Source organism: Achromobacter pulmonis, assembly GCF_902859765.1.
Lineage (GTDB): Bacteria > Pseudomonadota > Gammaproteobacteria > Burkholderiales > Burkholderiaceae_B > Achromobacter > Achromobacter pulmonis.
On the sequence record NZ_CADIJV010000002.1, the window covers coordinates 145,706 to 168,663 of the forward strand.

The 22,958-nt window shown below is 68.0% G+C and carries 21 protein-coding genes and 1 riboswitch; of the genes, 10 read left to right on the plus strand and 11 right to left on the minus strand.

Annotated elements, in window-relative coordinates; all coding sequences use genetic code 11:
- Positions 1 to 183: 183 nt before the first annotated feature.
- Positions 184 to 1,368 (minus strand): hypothetical protein, encoded by a 1,185-nt coding sequence (locus HV701_RS02250; RefSeq protein ID WP_254595092.1) that lies wholly within the window; start codon positions 1,366 to 1,368, stop codon positions 184 to 186.
- 448 nt (positions 1,369 to 1,816) lie between these two features.
- Positions 1,817 to 1,951, minus strand: a complete 135-nt coding sequence (locus tag HV701_RS26940; protein WP_276529795.1) for a hypothetical protein — start codon at positions 1,949 to 1,951, stop codon at positions 1,817 to 1,819.
- Positions 1,952 to 2,031: 80 nt separating this feature from the next.
- Between HV701_RS26940 and HV701_RS02255 the strand changes: the two genes are divergently transcribed.
- The 6 genes from HV701_RS02255 to HV701_RS02280 all read left to right on the plus strand — a co-directional run bounded on the left by HV701_RS02255 (position 2,032) and on the right by HV701_RS02280 (position 8,039).
- Positions 2,032 to 2,652 (plus strand): diguanylate cyclase, encoded by a 621-nt coding sequence (locus HV701_RS02255; protein ID WP_175131510.1) that lies wholly within the window; start codon positions 2,032 to 2,034, stop codon positions 2,650 to 2,652.
- 158 nt (positions 2,653 to 2,810) lie between these two features.
- Positions 2,811 to 3,128 carry a co-chaperone GroES gene (locus HV701_RS02260; protein ID WP_175131511.1) on the plus strand — a complete coding sequence of 106 codons (318 nt, stop codon included), beginning with the start codon at positions 2,811 to 2,813 and terminating at the stop codon, positions 3,126 to 3,128.
- A gap of 31 nt (positions 3,129 to 3,159) precedes the next feature.
- Positions 3,160 to 4,782 (plus strand): chaperonin GroEL, encoded by a 1,623-nt coding sequence (gene groL, locus HV701_RS02265; RefSeq protein ID WP_049073230.1) that lies wholly within the window; start codon positions 3,160 to 3,162, stop codon positions 4,780 to 4,782.
- 271 nt (positions 4,783 to 5,053) lie between these two features.
- On the plus strand, positions 5,054 to 5,497 hold the full coding sequence (locus tag HV701_RS02270; RefSeq protein ID WP_175131512.1) for an Hsp20/alpha crystallin family protein: 444 nt from the start codon (positions 5,054 to 5,056) through the stop codon (positions 5,495 to 5,497).
- A 34-nt stretch (positions 5,498 to 5,531) separates the two neighbouring features.
- Positions 5,532 to 5,918: an Hsp20/alpha crystallin family protein gene (locus HV701_RS02275; RefSeq protein WP_063584965.1), complete on the plus strand. Its 387-nt coding sequence runs from the start codon at positions 5,532 to 5,534 to the stop codon at positions 5,916 to 5,918.
- Between the two features lie 219 nt (positions 5,919 to 6,137).
- Complete coding sequence (locus HV701_RS02280; RefSeq protein ID WP_254595093.1) at positions 6,138 to 8,039, plus strand: tetratricopeptide repeat protein; 1,902 nt, start codon at positions 6,138 to 6,140, stop codon at positions 8,037 to 8,039.
- A gap of 49 nt (positions 8,040 to 8,088) precedes the next feature.
- Here HV701_RS02280 and HV701_RS02285 read toward each other — a convergent pair whose 3' ends face one another.
- On the minus strand, positions 8,089 to 8,820 hold the full coding sequence (locus tag HV701_RS02285; RefSeq protein WP_175131514.1) for an SDR family NAD(P)-dependent oxidoreductase: 732 nt from the start codon (positions 8,818 to 8,820) through the stop codon (positions 8,089 to 8,091).
- 257 nt (positions 8,821 to 9,077) lie between these two features.
- On the opposite strand from HV701_RS02285, the gene HV701_RS02290 reads away from it, so the two are divergent.
- Positions 9,078 to 9,839: an SDR family oxidoreductase gene (locus HV701_RS02290; RefSeq protein ID WP_175131515.1), complete on the plus strand. Its 762-nt coding sequence runs from the start codon at positions 9,078 to 9,080 to the stop codon at positions 9,837 to 9,839.
- A gap of 15 nt (positions 9,840 to 9,854) precedes the next feature.
- Here the strand turns inward: HV701_RS02290 and HV701_RS02295 are convergent, their stop codons facing one another.
- Positions 9,855 to 10,469: an ABC transporter ATP-binding protein gene (locus tag HV701_RS02295; RefSeq protein WP_175131516.1), complete on the minus strand. Its 615-nt coding sequence runs from the start codon at positions 10,467 to 10,469 to the stop codon at positions 9,855 to 9,857.
- 107 nt (positions 10,470 to 10,576) lie between these two features.
- Positions 10,577 to 10,711, plus strand: a riboswitch (TPP riboswitch).
- Between the two features lie 73 nt (positions 10,712 to 10,784).
- On the opposite strand from HV701_RS02295, the gene thiM reads away from it, so the two are divergent.
- The gene (gene thiM / locus HV701_RS02300) at positions 10,785 to 11,609 is read left to right on the plus strand and encodes a hydroxyethylthiazole kinase (RefSeq protein WP_175131517.1); all 825 of its coding nucleotides are present in this window, start codon (positions 10,785 to 10,787) and stop codon (positions 11,607 to 11,609) included.
- A gap of 46 nt (positions 11,610 to 11,655) precedes the next feature.
- Here the strand turns inward: thiM and HV701_RS02305 are convergent, their stop codons facing one another.
- The 6 genes from HV701_RS02305 to HV701_RS02330 form a co-directional block, all read right to left on the minus strand.
- Positions 11,656 to 13,761 (minus strand): TonB-dependent receptor, encoded by a 2,106-nt coding sequence (locus HV701_RS02305; RefSeq protein ID WP_175131518.1) that lies wholly within the window; start codon positions 13,759 to 13,761, stop codon positions 11,656 to 11,658.
- Between the two features lie 231 nt (positions 13,762 to 13,992).
- Entirely contained in the window at positions 13,993 to 14,751 is a 759-nt protein-coding gene (locus HV701_RS02310; RefSeq protein ID WP_175131519.1) for an iron ABC transporter ATP-binding protein, read from the minus strand.
- Complete coding sequence (locus HV701_RS02315) at positions 14,748 to 15,731, minus strand: iron chelate uptake ABC transporter family permease subunit (protein WP_175131520.1); 984 nt, start codon at positions 15,729 to 15,731, stop codon at positions 14,748 to 14,750. Before HV701_RS02315 ends, HV701_RS02310 begins: the two co-directional genes overlap by 4 nt.
- On the minus strand, positions 15,724 to 16,713 hold the full coding sequence (locus tag HV701_RS02320; protein ID WP_175131521.1) for an ABC transporter permease: 990 nt from the start codon (positions 16,711 to 16,713) through the stop codon (positions 15,724 to 15,726). Before HV701_RS02320 ends, HV701_RS02315 begins: the two co-directional genes overlap by 8 nt.
- A gap of 36 nt (positions 16,714 to 16,749) precedes the next feature.
- Positions 16,750 to 17,700, minus strand: a complete 951-nt coding sequence (locus tag HV701_RS02325; protein ID WP_175131522.1) for a siderophore ABC transporter substrate-binding protein — start codon at positions 17,698 to 17,700, stop codon at positions 16,750 to 16,752.
- A gap of 65 nt (positions 17,701 to 17,765) precedes the next feature.
- The gene (locus tag HV701_RS02330; RefSeq protein WP_175131523.1) at positions 17,766 to 19,787 is read right to left on the minus strand and encodes a ligand-gated channel protein; all 2,022 of its coding nucleotides are present in this window, start codon (positions 19,785 to 19,787) and stop codon (positions 17,766 to 17,768) included.
- Positions 19,788 to 19,991: 204 nt separating this feature from the next.
- Between HV701_RS02330 and HV701_RS02335 the strand changes: the two genes are divergently transcribed.
- Together HV701_RS02335 and HV701_RS02340 are read left to right on the plus strand one after the other, a co-directional pair.
- On the plus strand, positions 19,992 to 20,705 hold the full coding sequence (locus tag HV701_RS02335; RefSeq protein ID WP_175131524.1) for a response regulator transcription factor: 714 nt from the start codon (positions 19,992 to 19,994) through the stop codon (positions 20,703 to 20,705).
- Positions 20,705 to 22,099, plus strand: coding sequence for a sensor histidine kinase (locus HV701_RS02340; protein WP_175131525.1), 1,395 nt, complete (start codon positions 20,705 to 20,707; stop codon positions 22,097 to 22,099). The genes HV701_RS02335 and HV701_RS02340 overlap by 1 nt, the downstream gene beginning before the upstream one ends.
- A 32-nt stretch (positions 22,100 to 22,131) precedes the next feature.
- On the opposite strand, the gene HV701_RS02345 is transcribed toward HV701_RS02340, so the two are convergent.
- Entirely contained in the window at positions 22,132 to 22,947 is an 816-nt protein-coding gene (locus tag HV701_RS02345) for a TatD family hydrolase (protein ID WP_175131526.1), read from the minus strand.
- Between the last annotated feature and the right edge of the window lie 11 nt (positions 22,948 to 22,958).

The window sequence follows — 22,958 nt, forward strand, 5'->3', positions numbered from 1 at the left end:
TCCCCTTTCACCGCATGCCGCTTATAGCAGGGCATGCTCATATCCTGCGGTCTGCTCGCCATATCCAGAACGGCAAGGACTCATCCTGTGCGCCGGGCATCGGACCGTCAACGATGACACGCCGTTAATCCGTTTGAGCCCCCGTGCGTGCAAGCCGCGCCACCGCAGCGACGCCGCGCCCGCTCAGTCAATCGCCAGATACGCCTGGCCACCCGGCTTGAGGTACGGCCGCAACGCCTGGAACGGCACGCGGCCGTGCGTGCCCAGGCAGGCGCCCGAGGCGTGGCCCACGCCGGACACCGACAGGCTCAACGCGCCCGGCGAGGTGGCGCCCAGAGCCAGGTATTGCGGCCAGAGGTCGGCGCAATCGTCGAGGCTGGGATGCTGCTCGGCCTGGCTCCCTGATGGACCGGCCTTGACCACCTGCTCCACCAACCTCGACAGCGCGGCGCTGGGTTCACGGCCGAAGGTTTGTTTGCCCGGTGCGTAGGCGTCGAACACGCGGTTCCAGTCCAGGTATTCGCCACGCAGCAGGTCGAAGGTATACGGTTCGAAATGATTGAACGGATGTGCCCCGCCGCAATCCAGACTGCCTGCTTCGGTCACGGTCATCAGCGCGCGCGACAGCCACGTGACGTTGATGTCTTCCTCGTCGAAGCCGCCCAGGGTGCCCGCGCCGGGATTCGCGCTGGTATAGGCGGACGCCATGCATTCCAGCGCGCCCAGGCTCTTGCGCCAGTGGCGCTGTTCCAGCAGGTCATTGACGCGCCGCATGACCTGTGCATCGGGATGACGGCTGAGCCGCGGGTAGGCGAACCGGGTGCGCGGATCCACCCACATGTGGTAGGCCACCGCGCCCGCGCCGACATCCTTGCCCACGGGCTTGGCGTGACCGGCCAGCTTCAGCGTTTCATAGGGCGCGCGGGTGGCGTCGATGCCGGCCTTGAGGTCGATGTCGCCCAGATCGGTCTGCGCGGCGCGCGCCTGGGCGCGGTCGCGTTCGAGTTGATCGGTGTCGTAAGCAGCCACTCGTTGCAGGTCGAAGCGGCGTTGCTTGCCGGTGCGCGTGTCGGTCCACTGACCGCGATAGCCCTTGGCATCGCGCGCGCCCTGCCAGCTTGCCGCGCGGTCGGCCGCGTCGATCGTGGCCTGGTCCGAGGCGGGCGGCCGCGCCGGACGGGGCTTGGGCTCGTACAGAAGATCGCCCGTGCCGCGCAAGGGAATGTCGACGCCGCTCCGGGGATAGAAGTAGCGACCGCTCACGACCCCGTCGGCGCCAGCTGTGTCGTCCAGTTCCAGCACCACTTCGCCGGCGCCTTGCAACGTGCCCTTGTAGACGGTGCGCTGGGCGGCATGGACGTCCAGCATGGCAATTGAAAGGACGGCCAGGGCCAGTACGGCAGGGCGGAAACGACGAAGACAAGGGGCAGGCAAGCGCATCGGGATTATCAGCCGCAAGAGTCGAATCTGCGCACTATACCGGAGCGCCGGCGAGCCTCTGAGCGCTCCCGTCCGCGCCACCGCCCTGGCGCCACACCGTGGCACTGATGGCCTGGCGCAGCGCGGCCAGGTCCAGCGATGCCGCGCCCGCGGGGCCTGCGCGATGTGGTCGCTGATGCTGCCGCCCACATGCCGCGTGATGTCCAGCGCGGCCAGGCCAGCCAATTGCAGCGGCGCCAGCGCGGCCTTCAGACGCCGGCGATCCATGACGACAGCGGCCATGAAAGGCACGCCGGTCTCGGGACCGCCCATCCTGCCGCTCAAAGTTACGTCCATGGGACCTTTCTTTCGGTTTGTCGAATCCGCATGGCGCGCCTCATTTCATCGACACGACATTCAGCGCCCTTAGGCGCCTGGGCAGAGCCATGCGGGCCGCCGCGCCCTTGTCGCTGAGCGTGCCGGTACTGTCGCCGCCGCCGTATCGACGCGGCGCGGCCGCGATCTTGAGCATCGCCACGCGAAGCGATAAATTTGCTCCAGCGAAATCGTTACCGTGGCCTGCCGGGCAGGCCCGTCGTTGGAGTCGCACGCATGGATATCATCGAAACGATCGCTTCGCACACCGCGGCCCTGCGAATGCCGCTATACGCCGTGACGGCCAGCGCCATCCGCAAGGCCGACACGCCGCTGATTCTCACGCTTCACTGGCATGGCTTTCACCGTGATGGCATGGCCGAAGGCGGACTGCGCGCCGTCGCCGGTTCGGCGGTGCAGCTCAACCTGCGCTGGCACGAGTTTGCCGTGCTCGACCGCGCGATCATCGACGCCGGATGGGCGCTCGGCGCCTGGGACGTCGAGCGCGTGGCACGCCCCCCCTGGTGGCGCCTGAACGCGCCGGTCGCGGAAGCCGTGGCCGGCCACCGCGCCTTCGCCGACTATTCCGACCTGCCGCCTGCGGACGACCCGGTCGTGGTGGAAGCCCCCGACCAACGGGACCTGATCGCACTGGCCGCGCGCAAGGGCTACGTGCGTTGGCTGTTCAGGCCGCGCAAGGGGGGACTGTGGCGCCAGCTGGACGGCGACGACAGCACGCTGGACGCCGACGGCGGACGCACCCTGCCCTGCCCGGTTCCGCTGCAACCGGACGGCCGCGAACTGCGCCGCAAGGTGCTTTACCGGCTCGGGCGCGGGAATGGATTTTTGATTCTTTAAGTTGCATTTTGAATCATTTTTGGCTCTTGAAGCGCTTTTGGCGCGCCCATAGATTTTTTGCGCATCCCGATCGCGGATGCCCGGCGCATGACGGCGCGATGTCGTGGCGATGCGCCGGCGTTCACTTTTTGATGATCAAGACTTCAGGAGATAGAGTCATGAAGATCCGTCCCCTCTACGACCGGATTGTCGTCAAGCGAATCGAACAACAACGCCAGACGGCGTCCGGGATCGTCATTCCCGATTCGGCCGCCGAAAAGCCCGAGCAAGGCGAAGTCCTGGCCGTCGGGCAAGGCAAGCGCAACGCCGACGGCTCCCTGCGCGAGCCCGAACTCAAGGTGGGCGACCGCATCCTTTTCGGCAAGTACGCCGGCCAGACCGTGAAGGTTGACGGCGAAGAACTGCTGGTCATGCGCGAAGACGATGTCTTCGCCGTGCTCGCGCCGCAGGACAAGCAACTGAAGAAGGCCGCCTGAGGCCCGGCCATCGCGAACTGAGGAGCAAGACATGAGTGCCAAAGACGTCAAATTCCACGATAACGCCCGCACCCGCGTGGTCAAGGGCGTCAACATCCTGGCCGACGCCGTCAAGGTGACGCTCGGCCCCAAGGGCCGCAACGTGCTGCTCGAACGCAGCTTCGGCGCGCCCGTCATCACCAAGGACGGCGTCTCGGTCGCCAAGGAAATCGAACTGAAGGACAAGTTCGAGAACATGGGCGCGCAGATCGTCAAGCAGGTGGCCTCGAAGACGGCCGACGTGGCCGGCGACGGCACCACCACCGCCACCGTGCTGGCGCAGGCCATCGTGCAGGAAGGCATGAAGTACGTGGCTTCCGGCATGAATCCGATGGACCTGAAGCGCGGCATCGACCAGGCCGTGTCCGGCGTGGTCGAGGCGCTGCGCAAGCTGTCCAAGCCGATCTCCACCAGCAAGGAAACGGCGCAGGTGGCGGCGCTGTCGGCCAACGCGGACGAGGCGATCGGCAAGATCATCGCCGACGCGATGGACAAGGTCGGGCGCGAAGGCGTGATCACCGTCGAGGACGGCAAGTCGCTGGACAACGAGCTGGATATCGTCGAGGGCATGCAATTCGATCGCGGCTACCTGAGCCCCTACTTCATCACCGATCCCGAGAAGCAGGTGGCGCAGCTCGACGACCCGCTGGTGCTGCTGTACGACAAGAAGATCTCCAACGTGCGTGAGCTGCTGCCGGTGCTGGAAAGCGCCGCCAAGGCCGGCAAGCCGCTGCTGATCGTGGCCGAGGATGTCGAAGGCGAGGCGCTCGCCACGCTGGTGGTCAACGCCATGCGCGGCGTGCTCAAGGTCACCGCGGTCAAGGCGCCGGGCTTCGGCGACCGCCGCAAGGCCATGCTGGAGGACATCGCCATCCTCACGGGCGCCACCGTCATCTCCGAAGAGACCGGCAAGCAGCTCGACAAGGCCACGCTGCAAGACCTGGGCAGCGCCAAGCGCATCGAGGTGCGCAAGGAAGACACCATCATCATCGACGGCGCCGGCAAGCAGGAAGCCATCGACGCGCGCGTCAAGACGCTGCGCAAGCAGATCGAGGACGCCACCAGCGACTACGACCGCGAGAAGCTGCAGGAACGCGTGGCCAAGCTGGCGGGCGGCGTGGCCGTCATCAAGGTGGGCGCCGCCACCGAAGTCGAGATGAAGGAAAAGAAGGACCGCGTCGACGATGCGCTGCACGCGACCCGCGCGGCGGTCGAAGAAGGCATCGTGCCCGGCGGCGGCGTGGCGCTGCTGCGCGCCCGCGCGTCCATACAGGACCTCAAGGGCGCCAACGCCGACCAGGATGCCGGCATCCGCATCGTGCGGCGCGCGCTGGAGGCGCCGCTGCGCGCCATCGTGGCCAATGCCGGCGAAGAACCGTCGGTGGTGGTGGCCAAGGTGGCGGACGCCAAGGGCAATTTTGGCTATAACGCGGCCACCGGCGAGTACGGCGATCTGGTGGAGATCGGCGTGGTCGACCCGACCAAGGTCACCCGCACCGCGCTGCAAAATGCGGCGTCGATCGCCGGCTTGATCCTGACGACGGACGCCACCGTCGCCCAGGCTGCCGAAGAGACCAAACCGCAAGCGGCGCCGGCCGAAGCCATGGACTTCTGATCCGGCTCGGACCGGGCAGCGTGAAGGCATCGCGCCACGGGCGCGGTGCCTTTTTTTTGCGTCGCGGCGCGAACGACCGCCGCCGCCGCGTCCTAGCGGGCCGATCTTCGACGCCGTCTATGCATTCGCGCCAACCGATTTCACGAATCAAAAACGCGGGGTCTTGAATCCGCGCGGACCGCACTTATATCTCCGTTGAAGCGGTCGAGCGGCTGGCGATTGCAACGCATGAAGCGGCCCCGATCCTGTCCAACCATCTTGGGAGGTAATCATGGCGAACTACCCATTCACCGATACCGGTGTCGAGTCCTTCTTCGACGCGGTCCAGGAACAGATGGACCGCATCCTGCGCGGCGCGGGCCTGCCCGCCAACCTGCGCGCCCTGCCGCGCGGACATTTTCCGCCGGTCAATATCGGCGTGTCGGATGACGCCGCGGTCGTGGTGGCATTCATTCCCGGCATCGACCCGGACACCCTGAAAGTGTCCATCGAGAAGGGCCTGCTGACGATCAGCGGCACGCGCGAAGCGCAAGCACTGCCCGAGAATGCGCGCTATTACGCGCGTGAACGCGCCGACGGTTCATTCACGCGCGCCATCGAACTGCCGGCCGACGTCGACGCCGACAACGTGCAGGCGCGCTATGTCGATGGCTGCCTGCTGGTCTCCATCAAGAAGAAGGAGTCCTCCAAGCCGCGCCTCATCCCGGTGCAGTAACGCCCGCCCGTCGCATTGTTCAGGAGATACCATCATGAATACGCGTAACGAACTCGTTGTCGAACAAGAAGGCCGCGCCGCGCAGCGGCGCCCCGCCACCCTGCCCGCCGTGGACATTTTCGAGGACACCGCCGGCGTCACGGTGCTGGCCGACCTGCCCGGCGTCACCAAGGAGCGCCTGAACATCAAGGTCGAATCCGACGTGCTGGTCATCGAAGGCGAAGCCGCCGTGCCGGTGCCGCGCGAACTGCGCCTGATCCACAGCGAACTGCGCGAGCCGCTGTTTCGCCGTTCGTTCCGGTTGGGACCGGAATTCGACAAGGAGGCGATCAGCGCCAACCTCAAGCAAGGTGTCCTGACGCTGCGCGTGCCGCGCGTCCGCGAGGCCCAGCCGCGCCAGATTCCGGTGACGGTGGCATAAGCGCCATGCCGCGCCGCGGGGCCGCAAGGCCATCGCGGCGCGGCATGGCCGCCGCGGACCGCCGCCAGCGGCCGTCCGCGACCGCGCGCCTGGTCTCGGGCGCGGCCGAAATGCGCAATGACTGGCCAATTGCCGCCCGATGGCTGGCCAATCCTCCGGCGACGCGGGGATAATGACCGTTTCCGCCAACGCCATTGCCCTTTGCAGGGAGCGCACTTCTTGGGCCCCACCCCCGATCCCGCCGCCCGCCCGCTCACCGTCGGCGAAGCCATCAATCTGGCCCATGCGCACTGGAACGCCGGCCAGGCGGCGCAGGCCGAGCACGTCTGCCTGCGGGTGCTGGACGCGGCGCCGGACCAACCCGACGCGCGACATCTGCTGGGCCTGATCGCCCACGCATACGGCCACCCCGATCTGGCGCTGGCGCATCTGCGCGCGGCCTGCCTGCCCGCCACCGCGCCGGCCGCCTATTGCAGCAATCTGGCCGAAATCTGCCGCCAGCAGGGCCGGCTCGAAGAAGCCGAAGCCGCGGCGCGACGCGCGGTCGCGGCGGACCCGGCGCTGGCCGACGGCTGGAACAACCTGGGCATCATCCTGCAGGAAGCGGGCCAGCTCAGCGCCAGTCTCGAATGCCTGCGGCGCGTCGCCGCGCTGCGTCCCGACAACCCGCAGACCCACAACAACCTTGGCAATACCTGCACGCGCCTCGGCGACAACCCGCAGGCGCTGGCCCATTACCGTCGCGCGCTGGAACTCGACCCGGACTATGCGCCGGCGCTGAGCAACCTGGCCGTGGCGCTGGGCGAAGACGGCCAGCATGAGGCTGCCCTGGCCGCGATCCGGCGCGCCATCGAGATCGACCCGCTGGTGCCGCAGGCCGTTCGGATCCTCGCCGCGCTGGAGCGCGCCAGGGCGCGCCACGCCCCAGCCCACGACGGCGCCGCACACCCGGGGCCAGCCCCGGCCGCCGACGACGAGCGCACGCAGACCGAGACCGAGGCATTGCTGCGCGCCGGCCAATACGTCGCCGCCGAAACGCTGTTGCGCCAGGCGCTGGCGCGCGGCGCGCGGCACGTGGCGCTGTCGCGGCTGCTCGCATTCGCCTTGCAGCGACAGGGGAAACTGGGCGAAGCGCGCGCCCTGCTGGAACAGGCGCTGCGCGCCCATCCCGGCGACGCCGCCTCGCGCTTCGACCTGGCCGAGATCCTGCTGGCGCAAGGCGATTTCGCGGCTGGCTGGCGCGAATACCGCTACCGCTATCGCCTGGCGCACACGGCGCTGCGGGCGCGTCACGTGCAGCGGCCGCGCTGGGACGGCCGTCCCATTCCCGGCCAGACGCTGCTGATCCACGATGAACAGGGCTACGGCGACACCTTCCAGTTCCTGCACCTGCTGGCGCTGGCCCGCGTGCGCAGCGGCGCGCGCGTTATTCTGGAAGTCAAGCAAGCCTGCCACGCCCTGGCGCGCCGCGCCGGCGGCTTCGACGAGATCGTCGTGGCCGGCTCGGCGCCGCCCGCATTCGACTGCCATTGTGAACTGCTGAGCCTGCCGCAGGCGCTGGGACTGCGGCTGGCGGACCTGCCCGTGCGCACGGCCTATCTGCAGGCCGATCCGGGCCGCGTGGCGCACTGGCGCAGCCGGTTGGCGGCGTTGCCGCGCCCGCTGGTGGGGCTGGTGTGGGCGGGCAGCCCAAGCCATCCGCGCGATGCGCAGCGCTCGCTGGCGCTGGCCGACCTGGCGCCGCTGGCCCAAACCGGCGTCACGTTCGTCGGCCTGCAGCAGGGAGACGCGGCGGCCCAGGCCGATACGCCCGTGCCGGGCCTGGCCATGGTGTCCCTGAGCCGCGAGATCCGCGACTTCGACGACACCGCGGCGATCCTGACGCTGCTTGACGTGCTGATCTCGGTGGATTCGGCGCCGGCACACCTGGCCGGCGCGCTGGGCCGCCCCGCCTGGGTCCTGCTGCCTTTCGTGCCGGATTGGCGCTGGCTGCTGGAACGCGCGGACACACCGTGGTATCCGTCGCTGCGCCTGTTCCGCCAACCCGCGGCGCAGACATGGCGCCCGGTGTTGGACGAGGTGGCCGGCGCGTTGCGGGCCTTGCGCGCCGACACGCGCTGACCACACACCGCCGCCAGGCCTGCCCCGGGCCAGCGGCGACGCTGCCGCGTCAGCGCAGCGCCACCCCTGTGGCGCCGTGCAAGGCGTCCAGCAGCCGCGCCTGGAAGGCCTCGTCATGCGCCGCCGGATGCGGTTCGCGCCGTTGTTGATGATGCCAATAACCGCCGCTGCGCAGGGCCGCGGGATCATCGGTCGTCGCCAGCCAGGCCTGGGTGACATGCCCCAGGCTCAGGTCGTCCGGCGCGTCCGGCCCGCCCATCCGGGTGGGCACCCAGCCTGGATCGACCGCGTGGCTGATCACGTCCGGCCACCGGTGCGCCACCGCCGCCGACAGCGCCGTCACGAACAGCTTGCTATCGGAATACGAGCCGCTCTCGCGGCTGCCGTCCCAGGCCATGCCGCCCAGGTCCGGCCGGCCGTCGTAGTGCATTTCGCTGCTCAGATAGACCAGCCGGCGCGGCCGCTCCATCAATGCCGTCAACACATACGGCGCGATGACATTGACCGGCAGAATGGCCGCGCCGGTGAACACGCCGGCATTATGGATGACCGCGTCCATCCGGCCCAGCGCATTCACTTGGTCCGCCAGATCCCGCGCCTGGGCCAGGTCGGCAAGGTCGCCCACCACGGCCAGCGCCCCCTGCGACAGCAGCTCGCGCGCGGCGCCAAGACGCGCGCGGTTACGGCCGTGGACCACCACCATGTGTCCGTCCGCCAGCAGCGCGCGCGCGGCGGCCAGGCCAAGGCCGTCAACCGAGCCGGTAATGAAAATGCGTGCCATGAATCCACTCCTAGAAAACCGGGCGCGGGCCAGCCCTATCTTGCCTGAGCGCCAGCGGCGCGGCGCTGTGCAGAGGCGTGCGCAAGTGTATCGGCATCCCGCGCCGCGCGCCGCCTAGACCCGCCTGCGCGCCGGGGAATTGCGGCAGCGCGCCAGTGGGTGTCCGGGCAGGCAAGGCCCGGCGGGAAGTATAGTGACGGCCACGGCTCATGCCCCTCGCCGCATCATCCCAAACCTCACAGCAGGAGACTTCCGCAATGGCCACCGATTCCCCCGCCCCCGTTATCCTGATCACCGGCGGCAGCCGCGGCGTCGGCGCCGCGACCGCGCGGCTGGCCGCCGCGCACGGCTATGACGTGGCCATCAGCTATGTCTCGAACGAGGCAGCGGCCCAGGCGGTGGTGGCCGACGTGCAGGCGCAGGGGCGGCGCGCCCTGGCGGTGCTTGCCGACAGCGCCGACCCGGAACAGGTCGCCGGCCTGTTCGCCGCCATCGACCGCGAATTCGGCCGCCTGGACGTGCTGGTCAACAACGCCGCGATCATTGCGCGCCAGTCACGCCTGGAAGACCTGAGCCACGAGCGCATGCAGCGCATTTTCGCGGTCAATTCCATCGGGCCGATGCTTTGCGCGCAGCAGGCGGCCCGGCGCATGTCGCAGCGCCACGGCGGCCGCGGCGGCGCCATCGTCAACATATCATCGGGCGCGGCGCGGCTGGGCAGCCCCAACGAATACGTGGACTATGCCGCCTCGAAGGGCGCGCTGGAGAGTTTCACCATCGGTTTTTCCAAGGAAGTGGCGCGCGAGGGCATCCGCGTGAATTGCGTGCGTCCCGGCCATATCTACACCGAGATGCACGCCAGCGGCGGCGAGCCGGGCCGGGTGGACCGCATCAAGGACACCGTGCCCATGGGCCGGGGCGGCCAACCCGATGAGGTGGCACGGGCCATCCTGTGGCTGGCGGGCGCCGAGGCCTCGTATGTCACCGGGACGTTCATCGACGTCACGGGCGGCAAGTAGCCCCGCGACGGCGCGCTAGCGCAGCGCGGCGATCTCCATGGCCGTCGCCCCGCAAGCCTGCACCAGTTCGGGATCGTGGCTGGCGAACAGCACCACCCGGTCGCGGCCCCAGGCCATGAACAACTCGGCCAGCGCGCGCCGCGCCGGCGTATCGAGCCCGTTGCTGGGGCCGTCGGCCACGATCACGGCCGGATCGCCCAGGGCGGCCGCGGTCAGGTAGACCTTGCGGCGCGTGCCGGTGGACATCTGCTCGAAACGCTTGTCCAGGTGCGGTTCCAGCCCCAGCCGGGCGGCCAGCTCTAGCACCGCGTCATCGACCGCCACCCGCTTTTCCGCCGCGACCCGTTCGAGCAGCGCGCGCCCGGTCTGTTCCGGCGACGCCAGGCAGTTGTCGGGCACATAGGCCAGGCGGGCCTTGGCCTGAACCGGCGCCCGGGCCAGGGAGTGGCCGTCGATCGAAACCTCGCCGCCATCCGGCGCGATCACGCCCGCAATGATGCCGAGCAGGCTGGATTTGCCGGTGCTTTCTTCTTCGCACAGCGCCACGCAGCCGGGCCCGAAGGTGTGCGTCAGCCCCTGGAATACGAGATGGTCGCCGTAGCGTTTAGTGAGATGGTCGATGCGTAGCATGGCGCCAGTTTACGCAGGAAAACCCTGCCCGGCCAGGGTCCGGCGGGCCGCAGCAACGATCATCCGCGCCGCCGCTTGACAAGCGTTCGCGCCCCTCCGAACATAGCTCCATCCACCCGGGGAGCTTTGGCAAGAAGCTGAGATTCCGATGGCGGCCGCGCCCCTGCGCGGTCCGCGGCGCGCGAGACCCGTCGAACCTGATCCAGGCAATGCTGGCGTAGGGAAGGTGCGGGGCCGCCGGCGGATGCGCGATTGCGCGCCGGCAAGGCGCCCTGCCCCGCCCGGCCCGTTGCCTTCGCCCAAGGACCCGCTGGCATGGCCTCCATCTCCGATTCCTCCCTTTCCGCCCTGGCGCTCGCCTCGCGCGACCTGTATGCGGCGGTGCGCCGCGACGCGCCGCTGGTGCAGTGCCTGACCAACTTCGTGTCGATGAATACCGCGGCCAACACACTGCTCGCGATCGGCGCCTCGCCGGCGATGGTGCACGCGGCCGAGGAAGCGCCGGAATTCGCCGCCATCAGCGGCGCCGTGGTGATCAATATCGGCACCCTCTCGACGCCATGGCTGGACAGCATGCTGCTGACCGCGGCGGCCGCGGCCCGCGCCGGCAGACCCTGGGTGTTGGACCCCGTGGCCCATCATGCCACCGCCTTCCGGCGCGACGCGGTGCGGCGCCTGCTGGACTTGCGGCCCGCCGTGATCCGCGGCAACGCCTCCGAGATCATTGCCCTGGCCGGCGGCCGCAGCGCCAGCCGGGGCGTGGATGCGCGCGATCCGGTGCAACTGGCCGAACAGGCGGCGCGCGAATTGGCGCAGACCCGCGGCACGGTGGTGGCGGTCACGGGAGAAGTGGATTTCGTGACGGACGGCCAGCGCGAGGTGCGCGTGACCGGCGGTTCGCCATTGATGCCGCGGGTCACCGCCACGGGATGCGCGCTGACGGCGACGGTGGGCGCTTTCGCCGCGGTGGCCGGCGATGACGCCTACGCGGCCGCGGTGGCGGCACTGTCGTGCTTCGGCATCGCCGGCCAGCGCGCCGGCGCGCTGGCCGACGGGCCCGGCTCTTTCGCCTGGCGATTCCTGGACGCGCTGGCGGCGCTCGAAAGCGACAGCCTGATCCAGGCCTCGCCGCTGCGCTGAAAGCCGCGGCGGCCGCTGGCGCCCGCCGTGGACGCCAGCGCCCCTGCTACATGCGGTACTGCAGGCTCAGCATCGCATTGCGCGGCGCCCCCGGCATGTTCAGGTTGGCGTTGCTGCCATGGGCCGACACGATGTAGCCGGCGTCGAACAGGTTGTAGACGTTCAACTGCACGGAGTACGGTCCCTGCCGCCACCAGGCGGCGGCGTCGGCCGTGACGTAGCCTGGCAGCTTGACGGTATTGCCCGGGTTGGCGAAGCGCGCGCCCACCAGGTTCAGGCCGGCGCCAACGCCGAAACCCTCGCCCAGGTCCTTGGTGATCCAGACATTGCCGGCATGGCGCGGCGTCAGCGTGGCGCGCTTGCCCTGCACATCCTGGCCGGCATCGCGGGCCACCGACTGGGTCACGCGCGCGTCCAGGTACGCATATCCCAGCATCGCGCGCCAGCCGTTGGACAGGTCGCCCGACAAGGTCCACTCGGCACCATCGGTGCGCTGAGTGCCCACCGGCACCAGGGTGTTGGTGACCGGGTTGTTGACCTTGATATCGGTGCGCTCCAGGCGGAACACCGACACCGTGGTCGAGAGTTTGCCATCGAGGAAATCGTACTTGGCGCCGACTTCGTAGTTGGTGGTCTTTTCCGGCGCCAGATCGGCGTTGTTGGCGGCCACCGAGAACACTTCCCCCGAAGGCTGGTAAGAACGGCTCCACGACACGTAGTACGACTGCACGCTGTCGGGCTGGAACACCAGGCCCAGGCGCGGGCTGAAGTTGGAATCGGTGCGCGACAGGTTCCGCCCGGTGCGCCGGTCCTCGGTCCGCTGTTCGAAACGATCGTGGCGCACCCCGCCCAGCACCTTCCAGTGCTCGCCCAGCGACACCAGGTCCTGCACATACAGGCCGAGCGTATTGAAACGGCCCAGGTTGTCGGAACCCGGCGCCGCCGTGATCTGGCGCTGCAGCGTCGGCAATTGCGGATCGAACAGATTGACCACCGCGACGTTCGCGGCCGACCGGTTCACCAGGTCCTTGTTCTGCTGCCCCACTTCGACGCCATACAGGATGTCATGGCGCACCGCGCCCCACTGCGCGCGCTGCATCAGCTCGGTCTGGTTGGTCCAGCCGTGTTCGTCGCGCAGCACATTGCCATGCGTCAGCGACACGGTCTGCGCGGCTTCGTTGACCGAACCCGGCAGAGTGTTGTTGCGGTTGAGGGTGTAGTGATAGTAGCGGGTGGCATTGCGCAGCGACCAGTTGTCGTTGAAGCGATGCGTCAACGTGCCGGCGTAGGACTGGACCCGGGTCTGGGTGTAGTCGGTGTCACGCGCGTTCTCGGCGCCGTAGTAGGTGGACGGGTCCACATCGACCGGACGGCCGTGGTAGGCCGGAATGCCGAAATCGGTCAGGCGGCGGTCTTCCAGGAATTCGGTCTGCAGCAGGAAGGTGGTGTTGTCGCCCAGCTTGAACTGGGCCGACGGCGCGAACGCCTTGCGGTCGATGAACTGCTTGTCGCGATAGCTGTCGCCCTTTTCGACGGCGCCGGTCAGGCGCCAGGCCATGCTGCCGCTTTCATTGGCGCGGCCGACATCCAGGTCGAGCCGCCGATCGTTCCACGAACCGTAGCTCAGGCCGATCTGCGAAATGTCCTCGCCCGGCTTCTTGGTGACGCGGTTGATCAGGCCGCCCGACGAGCCGCGGCCATACAGCACCGCCGCCGGGCCCTTGATGACATCGATGCGCTCGACGTTGGACAGGTCGCGGAAGTACAGCGCATCGTCGCGGAAGCCATCGACGAACTGGTCGGCGATAGCCGTGAAGCCGCGAATCGACACCTGGTCGCGCTGGCCATCGCCGGTGGAAAAGCTGACGCCGGGCACGTTCTTGAGCGCGTCCTGCACCGACAGGGCATGCTGGTCGCGCAGCACCTGCGCCGGCACCACATTCACGGTTTGCGGGATGTCACGCAGCGGCGCGTCGATCTTGGTGGCGCTGGTGGACGCGGGCGGGTTGTAGCTTTGCGCCGGGTCATCGCCGCCGACCACGCTGATGGCGGGCAAGGTGGCGGTGGGCGCGGCGCTCTGACCGTGGACGGCCACGGGCGTGAGCGGACCGAGGATGAGCAAGGCGGCGGAAAGGGGGCGGAGGACGTGCATGGCCGACAGATCTTTCGAAGTCGTTTGAAATGGAAGGAGTCGCCATTCTATTGACAACGAGAATCAGTCGCAATGCTTTTCTCGTTACGTTGCCTGACGGCCACGATAAATGAGACGCCCGTCCAATTCAGATGTTTTTAAGCCTGTCTGTGCAAGTCGCGCGAGGCGGAACCGCCCTGGCCCACCCTGCGGGTGGACGTCCAACGCCGCCCTGGCGGCGGCTCGCGCGCATCAACGGTAGTACACGCAGATGCGTCTGCCGTTGATTTCATGCACATCAATCGGCAATTCGTACAAGGGTCCCAACACCTCAGGGCGGATCAGCGTCGCTGGCGTGCCGCAATGCGCCACCCTGCCCGCCTTCATCGCCACGATGCGATCGGCATAGCAGGAAGCGAAGTTGATGTCGTGCAACACCAGCACCACCGTCTTGCCCAATTCGTCGGCGGCGCGCCGCAGCGTGCCCATCATGGCCACGGCATGCTTCATGTCGAGGCTGTTGAGCGGTTCGTCCAGCAATACATAGCGCGTGTCCTGGCACAGCACCATGGCGACGAACGCGCGCTGGCGCTGGCCACCGGACATTTCATCCAGATAGCGGTCGGCCAGGGAAGTCAGGTCCAGGTAGGCAATGGCGCGTTCGATATGCGCCTTGTCCGCCAGCGTCAAGCGCCCATCGCTGTGTGGAAACCGCCCGAACGCCACCAGGTCGCGCACGGTCAGCCGCAGCGGCAGGTGGTTGTCTTGCCGCAGGATAGCCAGGCGCCGCGCCAGTTCACGGCTGTCACAGCGGGCCACATCCAGGCCATCGACCTGGATGTGGCCCGCCGAAGGAGGCAGCAGGCGGCTGACCATCGACAACAGGGTCGACTTGCCGGCGCCGTTGGGGCCGATGATGGCGGTCACGCCGCCCGCCGGCAACGCCAGCGTCACTTGCTCGACGACCAGACTGTCGCCGTATTGCTTGCTCACTTGCTGGATATCGATCATTGGCGTCCCCTGCGCATGATCAGGGCCAGGAACATCGCTCCGCCCACGAATTCGATGACCACGCTGACCGTGGTGCCCAGTTGCAGCACCCGCTCCAGCAGGGTCTGCCCGCCTACCAGGAAGATCACCGCGAGCAGTACCGCGGCCGGCACGGTATGGCGATGCCGGTCGGCGCCCATCAACTGGTAGGCAAGATTGCTGACCAGCAGGCCGAAAAAGGTCACCGGTCCGACCAGCGCGGTGGATACCGACACCAGCACGGCAATGGCGGCCAGCGTCAGCAACAAAGTGCGGCGGTAGTTCACCCCCAGGTTCAGCGCGATCTCGCGGCCCAGCGCCAGCACGTCGTAGCAGCGTCGCATGCGACACACCAGCAGCGTGGCCGCGGCCACCGCCGCCACGGCGATCGGCAGCAGGTCGGTGCGCACCGAATTGAAATTGGCGAACAGACGGTCCTGCAGGACCAGGAACTCATTCGGGTCGATCAGGCGCACCACGAAACTGGACAGGCTACGAAACAGCAAGCCGAAAACAATCCCCACCAGCATCATCAGGTGCAGGCTGCGCACGGCATCGGTGAACAGCCAGCGGAACAGCAGGCAGGCGAACGCCGTCATGGCGAGCACCTCCAGCGCGAACGCAACCACCGGGTGGTTCACCACACCCGCCGATTGGCCAAAGCCGAACACCACCACCGACTGGATCAGCAGGTATAGCGCATCGAACCCCATCACGGAGGGCGTCAGGATACGATTGTGCGTAACGGTTTGGAACAGCACCGACGACAGCGCCACCGCGTATGCCACCAGCAGCATCGCGGCCAGCTTGCCGCCACGAAACGGCAACACGAAAGCCCATTGGCCATTGGCGCCCAGCGCCATGAAGCCGACCACGCACAACAGCGCCGCCACGGCCAGCAGCGCCAGGCGACGCGCCTGGGGCGTGTGCAGGCGACCGGCACGCACGAGGGACTCAGCCACGGCGCGCTCCCCGGCTGCGCAGCAGGCACAGGAACAGGAGGCTGCCGACCACGCCCACCACCGTGCCCAGCGGCACTTCGTAGGGGTGAATCACCAGCCGGCCGATGATGTCGCAAACCAGTACGAACACGCCGCCCAGCACGGCCACCCAGGGGATCGCGCGGCGCATGTTGTCCCCCAGCATCAGGCTGACGGCATTGGGCACGATCAGGCCCAGGAACGGGATGCCACCGGCCGTGACCACCACCACAGCCGAAATCGCCGAGACGATCAGCAGGCCCGCAAGTGTCAGGCGCGCGTGGTTCAAACCGAGATTGGCCGCGAACTCGCGGCCCATGCCGGCCACGGTGTAGCGGTCGGCCGCGAAATAAGCGGCCGCCGCCAGGCCGAAGCCGATCCACAACAGCTCATAGCGGCCGCGCAGCACGCCGGAAAAGTCGCCGGTGGTCCACGCGTGCAGCGATTGCAGCAGGTCGTAGCGGTAGGCGACGAAGGTGGTGACGGCATGGATCACGCCGCCCAGGATCAGGCCGATCAGCGGCACGATGAATGGCGTGCGTAGCGGCACGCGCCGCAACAGCGCCAGGAACAGCAGCGTGCCGGCCAGCGCGAAGCCGGTGGCGGTCAGCATCTTGCCGATCACCGGTGTATCGGGCGCCAGCAGCGTCACCACCAGAATGCCGAGCGTGGCCGACTCGATGGTGCCGGCCGTGGTCGGCTCGACATAGCGGTTGCGCACCAGCATCTGCATGATCAGCCCGGCCACCGCCAGCGCCATGCCGGCCAACAGCAGCGCCAGCGTGCGCGGCACGCGGCTGACCAGCAGCAGGCGCCAGGCGCGTTCGGCGTCCGGCCCGCCGGCCAGCGCGGCGAACGAAAACGACCCCGCGCCCAGGCCGATGCTGGCCGCGCACAACAGCAGCAGCAACAACAGCAGCACCGCCAGCCCTGCCCAACCCGTGATTGCCGCGCGTGCCCTCACCAGCCCGACTCCAACGCCTTCATGTCAACCTTGCGCTCACTTGGCCGCGGCCAGCGCGCGCGCGATATCGTCCACGTTCTGCTGCATGGCGGTCAGGCCGGCACTGCCCAGCAGGTACCAGTTGTAGCCGTTCAGGTAGACCACGCGCTGCTGCTTCCAGGCCTTGGTCGGGCGGATCAGGTCGTTGTCCAGCATGCGCTGGGCCGAGGAGCCCTCGCGGCCGATGGCGGCATCGCGGTCGATCACGAACAGCCAGTCCGGATCGGTCTGGGCGATGAACTCGAACGAGATCGCCTGGCCATGGTTCGACACGTTCAGATCCTTGGCCGCCGGCGCGAAGCCGAAGGCGTCGTGGATCACGCCGAAGCGCGAGCCGGGGCCGTAGGCGCTCATCTTGCCGCCGGTGGTCAGCACGATCAGCGCGGTGCCGGCCTTGCCGGCCTGACCGTGCAACGCCGCGATCGAGGCGCGCAGCGCGTCCAGCTTTTGCTTGGCCTGGGCCTGCTTGCCGTAGAGGGCGGCCAGCGTTTCCGTGTTGCGGGTGACGCTGCCGACCAGATCCTTGGCATCGACCGTCAGGTCGACCGTAGGTGCCAGCTTGGCCAGCTCTTCGTACTTGGGCGCCGAGCGGCCGGCCACGAAGATGACCTGCGGCTGGGCCGCATGGATCACCTCGTAGTTGGGCTCGAACATGCTGCCGACCTTGAGGTAGCGCTTGTCGGCGTACTGGGCAAGCTGCGGCGGCAGCTTGGCGGCGCTGGGCACGCCGGTCACATCGACACCCAGCGCGTGCAGCGTGTCGAGCACGGCCAGGTCCAGCACCACGGTCTTGGCCGGATTCTGCGGCACGGCGGTCTCGCCGCGCGCGTGCTTGACGGGCACGGTCTGGGCCACGCTCAGCGAGCTGGCGGCGCTCAGAACCAGGGCGGTGGCGGTATAAGCCAGCCAACGGCCGGCACGGCCCGTCAAGGTTTGCTTCATCGTCATGCTTGTCTCTCCAGGTTGCGGGAACGCCGCCTGACGGCGGCGCATCCCCGGTGTTGCACGCGGGTTCAGAACTTCACGCCCACGCCCAGCCAATAGCGGCGTCCGTCTTCGACGTAGCCGTAGTCGTCGTAGCCGACCCGCTTGTCGAACAGGTTGTAGATGCCGGCGTACACCGACACCTTCTTGTTGACGGCGTAGGAGCCGCCCAGGTCGACGAAGGTGTACGACGGCGCTACCAGCGACGTCGAGGATGGGCCGGTGATCGGCTGGCTTTCCTTGCCGCGGTAGTTGACGCGGGCCCAGGCTTCGAGTGCATCGGAGGCCTGCCAGTTGACCGTGGTGGTGAACAGGTGCTTGGGCAGCTGGTTCAACGGCTGGCCCTGGTACTGGCCGGACTTCTGTTCCGACTTGGTGAAGGTGTAGCTGCTGGTCAGCGACCAGTCACGGCCCAGTGGCAGCTTCAGGTTGGCCTCGACGCCGCGCGACACCGCCTTGTCCACGTTCATGTAGGTGGTGGGGTTGGCGCCGAACTGGTTGGGGCCGTCGGTGCACTGCGACAGCGGGCACGCAACGCGGGTGATCTTGTCCTTGAAGTTGTTATTGAATAGGGTCAAGCCGGCATTGAAGCCTTCGCCGTCGTCATACAGCAGGCCGAGTTCCTGGGTTACCGACTTCTCGGGCGTCAGGTCGGGGTTGCCATACATGTTGCCCCCCCGGCTGACCTGGCCCCAGCCCGCGACGGTCTGGCGCAGGTCGGGGGCGCGGAACCCGGTGGACACGCCACCCTTCAGGGTCCAGCGCTCGGCCACGTGCCACACACCATACAGGCGGGGGCTGAAATGGCTGCCGAAGTTCTCGTCCTGGTCCATGCGCAGGCCGCCGGTCAGGGCGAAGCTCTCGGCCAAGCGCCATTCGTCCTCGGCGAACAGCGCCCACTGGTAGCGATCCACCTTGCTGGGCCCGCCGGCCAGTTGGTTGCCGGTCTGGTCAGTCAGGCGCTGCGTCAGGTAGGTGCCGCCCAGCGTCAGCATGTGTGCCCCCAGCGGCAGCGTCCAACTGGTCTGCAGGTCCAGGTTCTTGATCTTCATCTGGCGCGAGCGATTGTCGAACTCTTCCTGCTGCACGTAGCTATCGGACACCGCCCAGCCCCAGCGGCCCGTATGGGACAAGGCCCACTTGTTGCTGCGGTAGTCGGTTTCCGACGAGGCCGGGCAGCCGGTGCGCGGGCACGCCACGCCAGGAGCCAGCGGCGCCACGGTCTTGCCCAGCGTGTTCTCGTACTTCTGGCGGCTGGAGGTGGCTTCCAGCACGATGTCGTGACCGCGGTTGGGCGTGAGCGCCAGCTTGGCAGTGATGTTGGTGGCGTTGCGCTTGCGGTAGCCGTCAATGATGTCGTCTTCGTCGCGCTGCGTCGCCTGGCCGTATATCTGCAGACCCAGCAGGTCGTTCTTGATCGGACCTGCCAGGTAGAAGTTGCCCTGGTAGATGTCACCGGACTTGCTGCTTTCCTGGATGGTAGTGTCCATGCGGATTTCGCCGCCCCACTCGTTGGGCACCTTGCGGGTGATGATGTTGATCACCCCACCCATGGCGTCGGAACCATACAACGACGACATCGGCCCGCGCACCACCTCGATGCGCTCGATCGCCGAGATCGGCGGCGTCCAGCCGCCTTCGACGCCGCCGGAATCGGAGTTGGTGCGGGTTTCGCGCGAATTCTGGCGCTTGCCATCGATCAGGATCAGCGTGTACTTCGGCCCCATGCCGCGCAGGCTGATGTCCTGGCGGTCGCCACCGCCGGTGACGACCACGCCCGGCACTTCGACCAGGGCGTCGGTGACATCGCGGTAGAACTTCTTTTCGAGATCCTGGCGCGTAATCACGCTGATCGAGGCCGGCGCGTCCTGGATCTGCTGCTCGTAGCCGCTGGCCGTCACCACCACGGTATCGAGCGTCCTGGCATCGGCCGGCGCGGCCGCCTGCGCCCAGGCCGCCGGGCTCATGCCTAAGCCGGCGGCGCACAGGGCGACAGCCAGGCGGGTCTGCGGTCCGAAGGCGCGGCGCGCGGCCAGATCGTTGTTGCTCATGTTCAGACTCTCCCGTCCCGGAAGCGACCGCGCCCCACGCACAACCGCTTCCGCTTCAATTTTTAATGAAAACTATTCTCATATTAGAATTGAGGCCTTCCGAGGACTGCAACACGCTTTCCGCAACTTTTACTTTCTTCGCACTTCTTGACACTCCAGCCGCCGGCGAGCCGCTATGCTGCCGGGGCAACAGCACCCAAGCGCATGTCGATTCCCCCCTCCTTGCCCACGCGCCGTATCCTGCTGATCGATGATGACGTCGATCTGGCACAGATGCTGCGCGAGTATCTCGAACCCGGCCGCATTGTGTTGACGCTGGCGCACGACAGCGCGCAGGGTCTGCCGTTGGCAATGCAGGGTTGCTTCGACCTGATCCTGCTCGACCTGATGCTGCCCGACGGCAACGGCCTCGACCTGCTGCGCCACCTGCGCCGCCATTCGCGCCGTCCCGTCATCATGTTCACCGCCCATGGCGGCGAAACCGACCGGGTGCTGGGGCTCGAACTGGGCGCGGATGACTACCTGGCCAAACCCTTCAGCCCGCGAGAACTCAAGGCCCGCATCGGCGCAGTACTGCGCCGCTTCGAGGAAAAGCCCGAACCGGCGCAGCAGGAGCTGAGCGTGGGCGCGCTATCTCTGGACGCCGCCAGCGGCCGCGCCCGGCTGGGCGCACAAGAGGTGCTGCTGACTGGCGCCGAGCAACGCGTCCTCGAAATCCTGATGCGCGCCCCGGGCCAAGTGGTGGCGCGCGAACAGATAAGCCTGTACGCGCTGGGCCGCGCCGCCGACCGCTACGACCGCAGTATCGACACCCACATCAGCAGCCTGCGCAAGAAGCTGCGGCTCGACCACGCCGCCGACGCCCCCGCCATCCGCAACCTGCGCGGTCTGGGCTATGTCCTGGCCGGCACGGCCTGATGCACTGGCTGCCGATCCGCTCTCTCTTCTGGCGCGCCTTCCTGACTTTCTGGGGCGCGATGGCCGTCATCCTGGTCTGCGGCATGATGCTGACCGCGACCGTGGCCTGGTACCGCGTCGATTCACTCGACGGCCTGAACCCCGGCAACCTGACACGCGATGCCGCCCAGATCGCGCGCAGCGAAGGCACCAACGGGCTGCGCCGCTGGTTGCAAGCCATGGACGCCCGCTATTCCGCGCTCAAGATCTACATCGTCGACGCGCGCGACCACGACATCCTCGGCCGCCAGTTGCCAACCCGGCTTAACGACTGGCTGGCCGCATTCCGCGCCGCGCCGGACCCCGGCCAGGTCGCCGCCATCGACTTACCCGCCGATCCGGCCGCGCTGCGCGTGTCCTGGTGGGATCCGCAGTGGCTGGTACTGCCGGATCACAGCGAATTGCTGATGCTGTTCCTGCCGTTCGACTCATCGCACTGGGAGGTCCTGGGCCTGACGCCGGTCGCGCTGGGCTTGCTGCTGTTCGCCCTGGCGATCACGGCGCCATTTTGCTGGGCCCTGACGCGCCAGGTGGCTGCGCCGCTGGACCAGCTACGCCGCGCCGCGCGCGCCCTGGCCGCCGGCCGGCTCGATACCCGCACGCCCGACGCGCTATCACTGCGCAAGGATGAGCTCGGCCTGCTGGCGCGCGATTTCGACGCCATGGCCAGCCGCCTGCAGGCATTGGTCGACACCCGCGAACAACTGCTGCGCAACATTGCCCACGAACTGCGTTCGCCGCTCGCGCGGTTGCGCCTGGGCGTCGAACTGGCGCGCCGCAAGGACGAACGCCAGGATGTGCAGTTGGACCGCATGGAACGCGAATGCGAGCGGCTGGACACGCTGGTCGGCAGCACCCTGCGGCTGGCGCGCATGGGCGCGCTGCCCCATCCCACCGAAGCGCTGGATCTGACGGACGTGGTTGAGGACGTGGTGCAGGATGCGCGCTTCGAGGCAGGCGAACGCCATATCGCGATCCACTGGAACCGCCCGGCGCCGCTACGCGTCGCCGCCGACCGCGATGGCCTGGCCAGTGCCATTGAAAACGTGCTGCGCAATGCCCTGCGCTTCGCGCCCGCGGGCGGCACCATCCAGGTACGTCTGCTGGCGGATGCCGACGAGGCCTGCCTGGAGATCGAAGACAACGGGCCCGGCGTGGCGGAAAAAGAGCTGGCGTACCTGTTCGAACCGTTCTACCAGGGCACCTCGGCCAGCGGTGCCCGCGCGGGCGGCGCCGGCCTGGGCCTGAGTATCGCCCGCGCCGCGGTGGCGGCGCACCGCGGCCGAATCTCGGCGCGTAACGGCACCCCCCACGGCCTGAGCGTACGCATCGAACTGCCGCGCGCGGCCGATTGAGGCCCCGCCGTCCACCACAGCCGGCACGCGCCTCACTCGTCAGCCAGGATTGCGGCCGCCAGCCGCGGCAATACGCGCAAGGCATTGGCCGTGGTGGCCTGCGCCACCTGCGCCGGGGAAATGCCGCGCAACGCCGCCAGCGCCTGGGCGATACGCGCCAGTTCACCCGGCCGGTTGCGCCGCTGCGGCGGATGCAGCCAGGCCGGCGGAATGTCCGGCGCGTCGGTCTCCAGCACCAGATGGCGCAGGTCGATGTCGGTGGCATGGCGGCGGATCTGCAAGGCCCGCTCGTAGGTCATGGCCCCGCCCAGACCCAGCGCGAAACCCTGCTCGACAAAGGCCTGGGCCTGCTGCGCGCTGCCATTGAATGCATGCGCGATGCCGCCGATGCGGCCATGGCGCCGCAGGTACTTCAACAGGATGTCCTGCGATTTGCGCACATGCAGCAACACCGGCAGGCCGAACTCGTCGGCCAGCGCCAATTGCGCGGCATAGAAACGTTCCTGCCGCGCGCGCGGCTCGCCCGCGGCGATCTCGGGCACGAAGAAATCCAGGCCGATCTCGCCGATGGCCACGAAACGCGGGTCGCCCAGCGACGCGCGCACGGCCACGCGCAGCGCGTCCAGATCGGCATCGTCGGCGCGCGACACATAGAGCGGGTGGATGCCCAGGGCATAGGCGCCGCCGGCCACCTGCGCGGCCAGGTCGCGCACCGCGGCGAAGTTGGCGCGTTCCACCGCGGGAATGACAATGGCCTGCACGCCGGCCTCGAGCGCATGTTCCGCCACCTGGACGCGGTCGGCGTCGAACTCGGCGGCATCGAGGTGGCAATGGGTGTCGATCAGCATGGGCGCGGCCT

Excerpts from the sequence above, each read along its gene's own strand:
- HV701_RS02250 (WP_254595092.1), bottom strand. The coding sequence starts at position 1,368 with ATGCTGGACGTCCATGCCGCCCAGCGCACCGTCTACAAGGGCACGTTG.
- HV701_RS26940 (WP_276529795.1), bottom strand. The coding sequence starts at position 1,951 with ATGCTCAAGATCGCGGCCGCGCCGCGTCGATACGGCGGCGGCGACAGT.
- HV701_RS02255 (WP_175131510.1), top strand. The coding sequence starts at position 2,032 with ATGGATATCATCGAAACGATCGCTTCGCACACCGCGGCCCTGCGAATG.
- HV701_RS02260 (WP_175131511.1), top strand. The coding sequence starts at position 2,811 with ATGAAGATCCGTCCCCTCTACGACCGGATTGTCGTCAAGCGAATCGAA.
- groL (WP_049073230.1), top strand. The coding sequence starts at position 3,160 with ATGAGTGCCAAAGACGTCAAATTCCACGATAACGCCCGCACCCGCGTG.
- HV701_RS02270 (WP_175131512.1), top strand. The coding sequence starts at position 5,054 with ATGGCGAACTACCCATTCACCGATACCGGTGTCGAGTCCTTCTTCGAC.
- HV701_RS02275 (WP_063584965.1), top strand. The coding sequence starts at position 5,532 with ATGAATACGCGTAACGAACTCGTTGTCGAACAAGAAGGCCGCGCCGCG.
- HV701_RS02285 (WP_175131514.1), bottom strand. The coding sequence starts at position 8,820 with ATGGCACGCATTTTCATTACCGGCTCGGTTGACGGCCTTGGCCTGGCC.
- HV701_RS02290 (WP_175131515.1), top strand. The coding sequence starts at position 9,078 with ATGGCCACCGATTCCCCCGCCCCCGTTATCCTGATCACCGGCGGCAGC.
- HV701_RS02295 (WP_175131516.1), bottom strand. The coding sequence starts at position 10,469 with ATGCTACGCATCGACCATCTCACTAAACGCTACGGCGACCATCTCGTA.
- thiM (WP_175131517.1), top strand. The coding sequence starts at position 10,785 with ATGGCCTCCATCTCCGATTCCTCCCTTTCCGCCCTGGCGCTCGCCTCG.
- HV701_RS02305 (WP_175131518.1), bottom strand. The coding sequence starts at position 13,761 with ATGCACGTCCTCCGCCCCCTTTCCGCCGCCTTGCTCATCCTCGGTCCG.
- HV701_RS02310 (WP_175131519.1), bottom strand. The coding sequence starts at position 14,751 with ATGATCGATATCCAGCAAGTGAGCAAGCAATACGGCGACAGTCTGGTC.
- HV701_RS02325 (WP_175131522.1), bottom strand. The coding sequence starts at position 17,700 with ATGACGATGAAGCAAACCTTGACGGGCCGTGCCGGCCGTTGGCTGGCT.
- HV701_RS02330 (WP_175131523.1), bottom strand. The coding sequence starts at position 19,787 with ATGAGCAACAACGATCTGGCCGCGCGCCGCGCCTTCGGACCGCAGACC.
- HV701_RS02335 (WP_175131524.1), top strand. The coding sequence starts at position 19,992 with ATGTCGATTCCCCCCTCCTTGCCCACGCGCCGTATCCTGCTGATCGAT.
- HV701_RS02340 (WP_175131525.1), top strand. The coding sequence starts at position 20,705 with ATGCACTGGCTGCCGATCCGCTCTCTCTTCTGGCGCGCCTTCCTGACT.
- HV701_RS02345 (WP_175131526.1), bottom strand. The coding sequence starts at position 22,947 with ATGCTGATCGACACCCATTGCCACCTCGATGCCGCCGAGTTCGACGCC.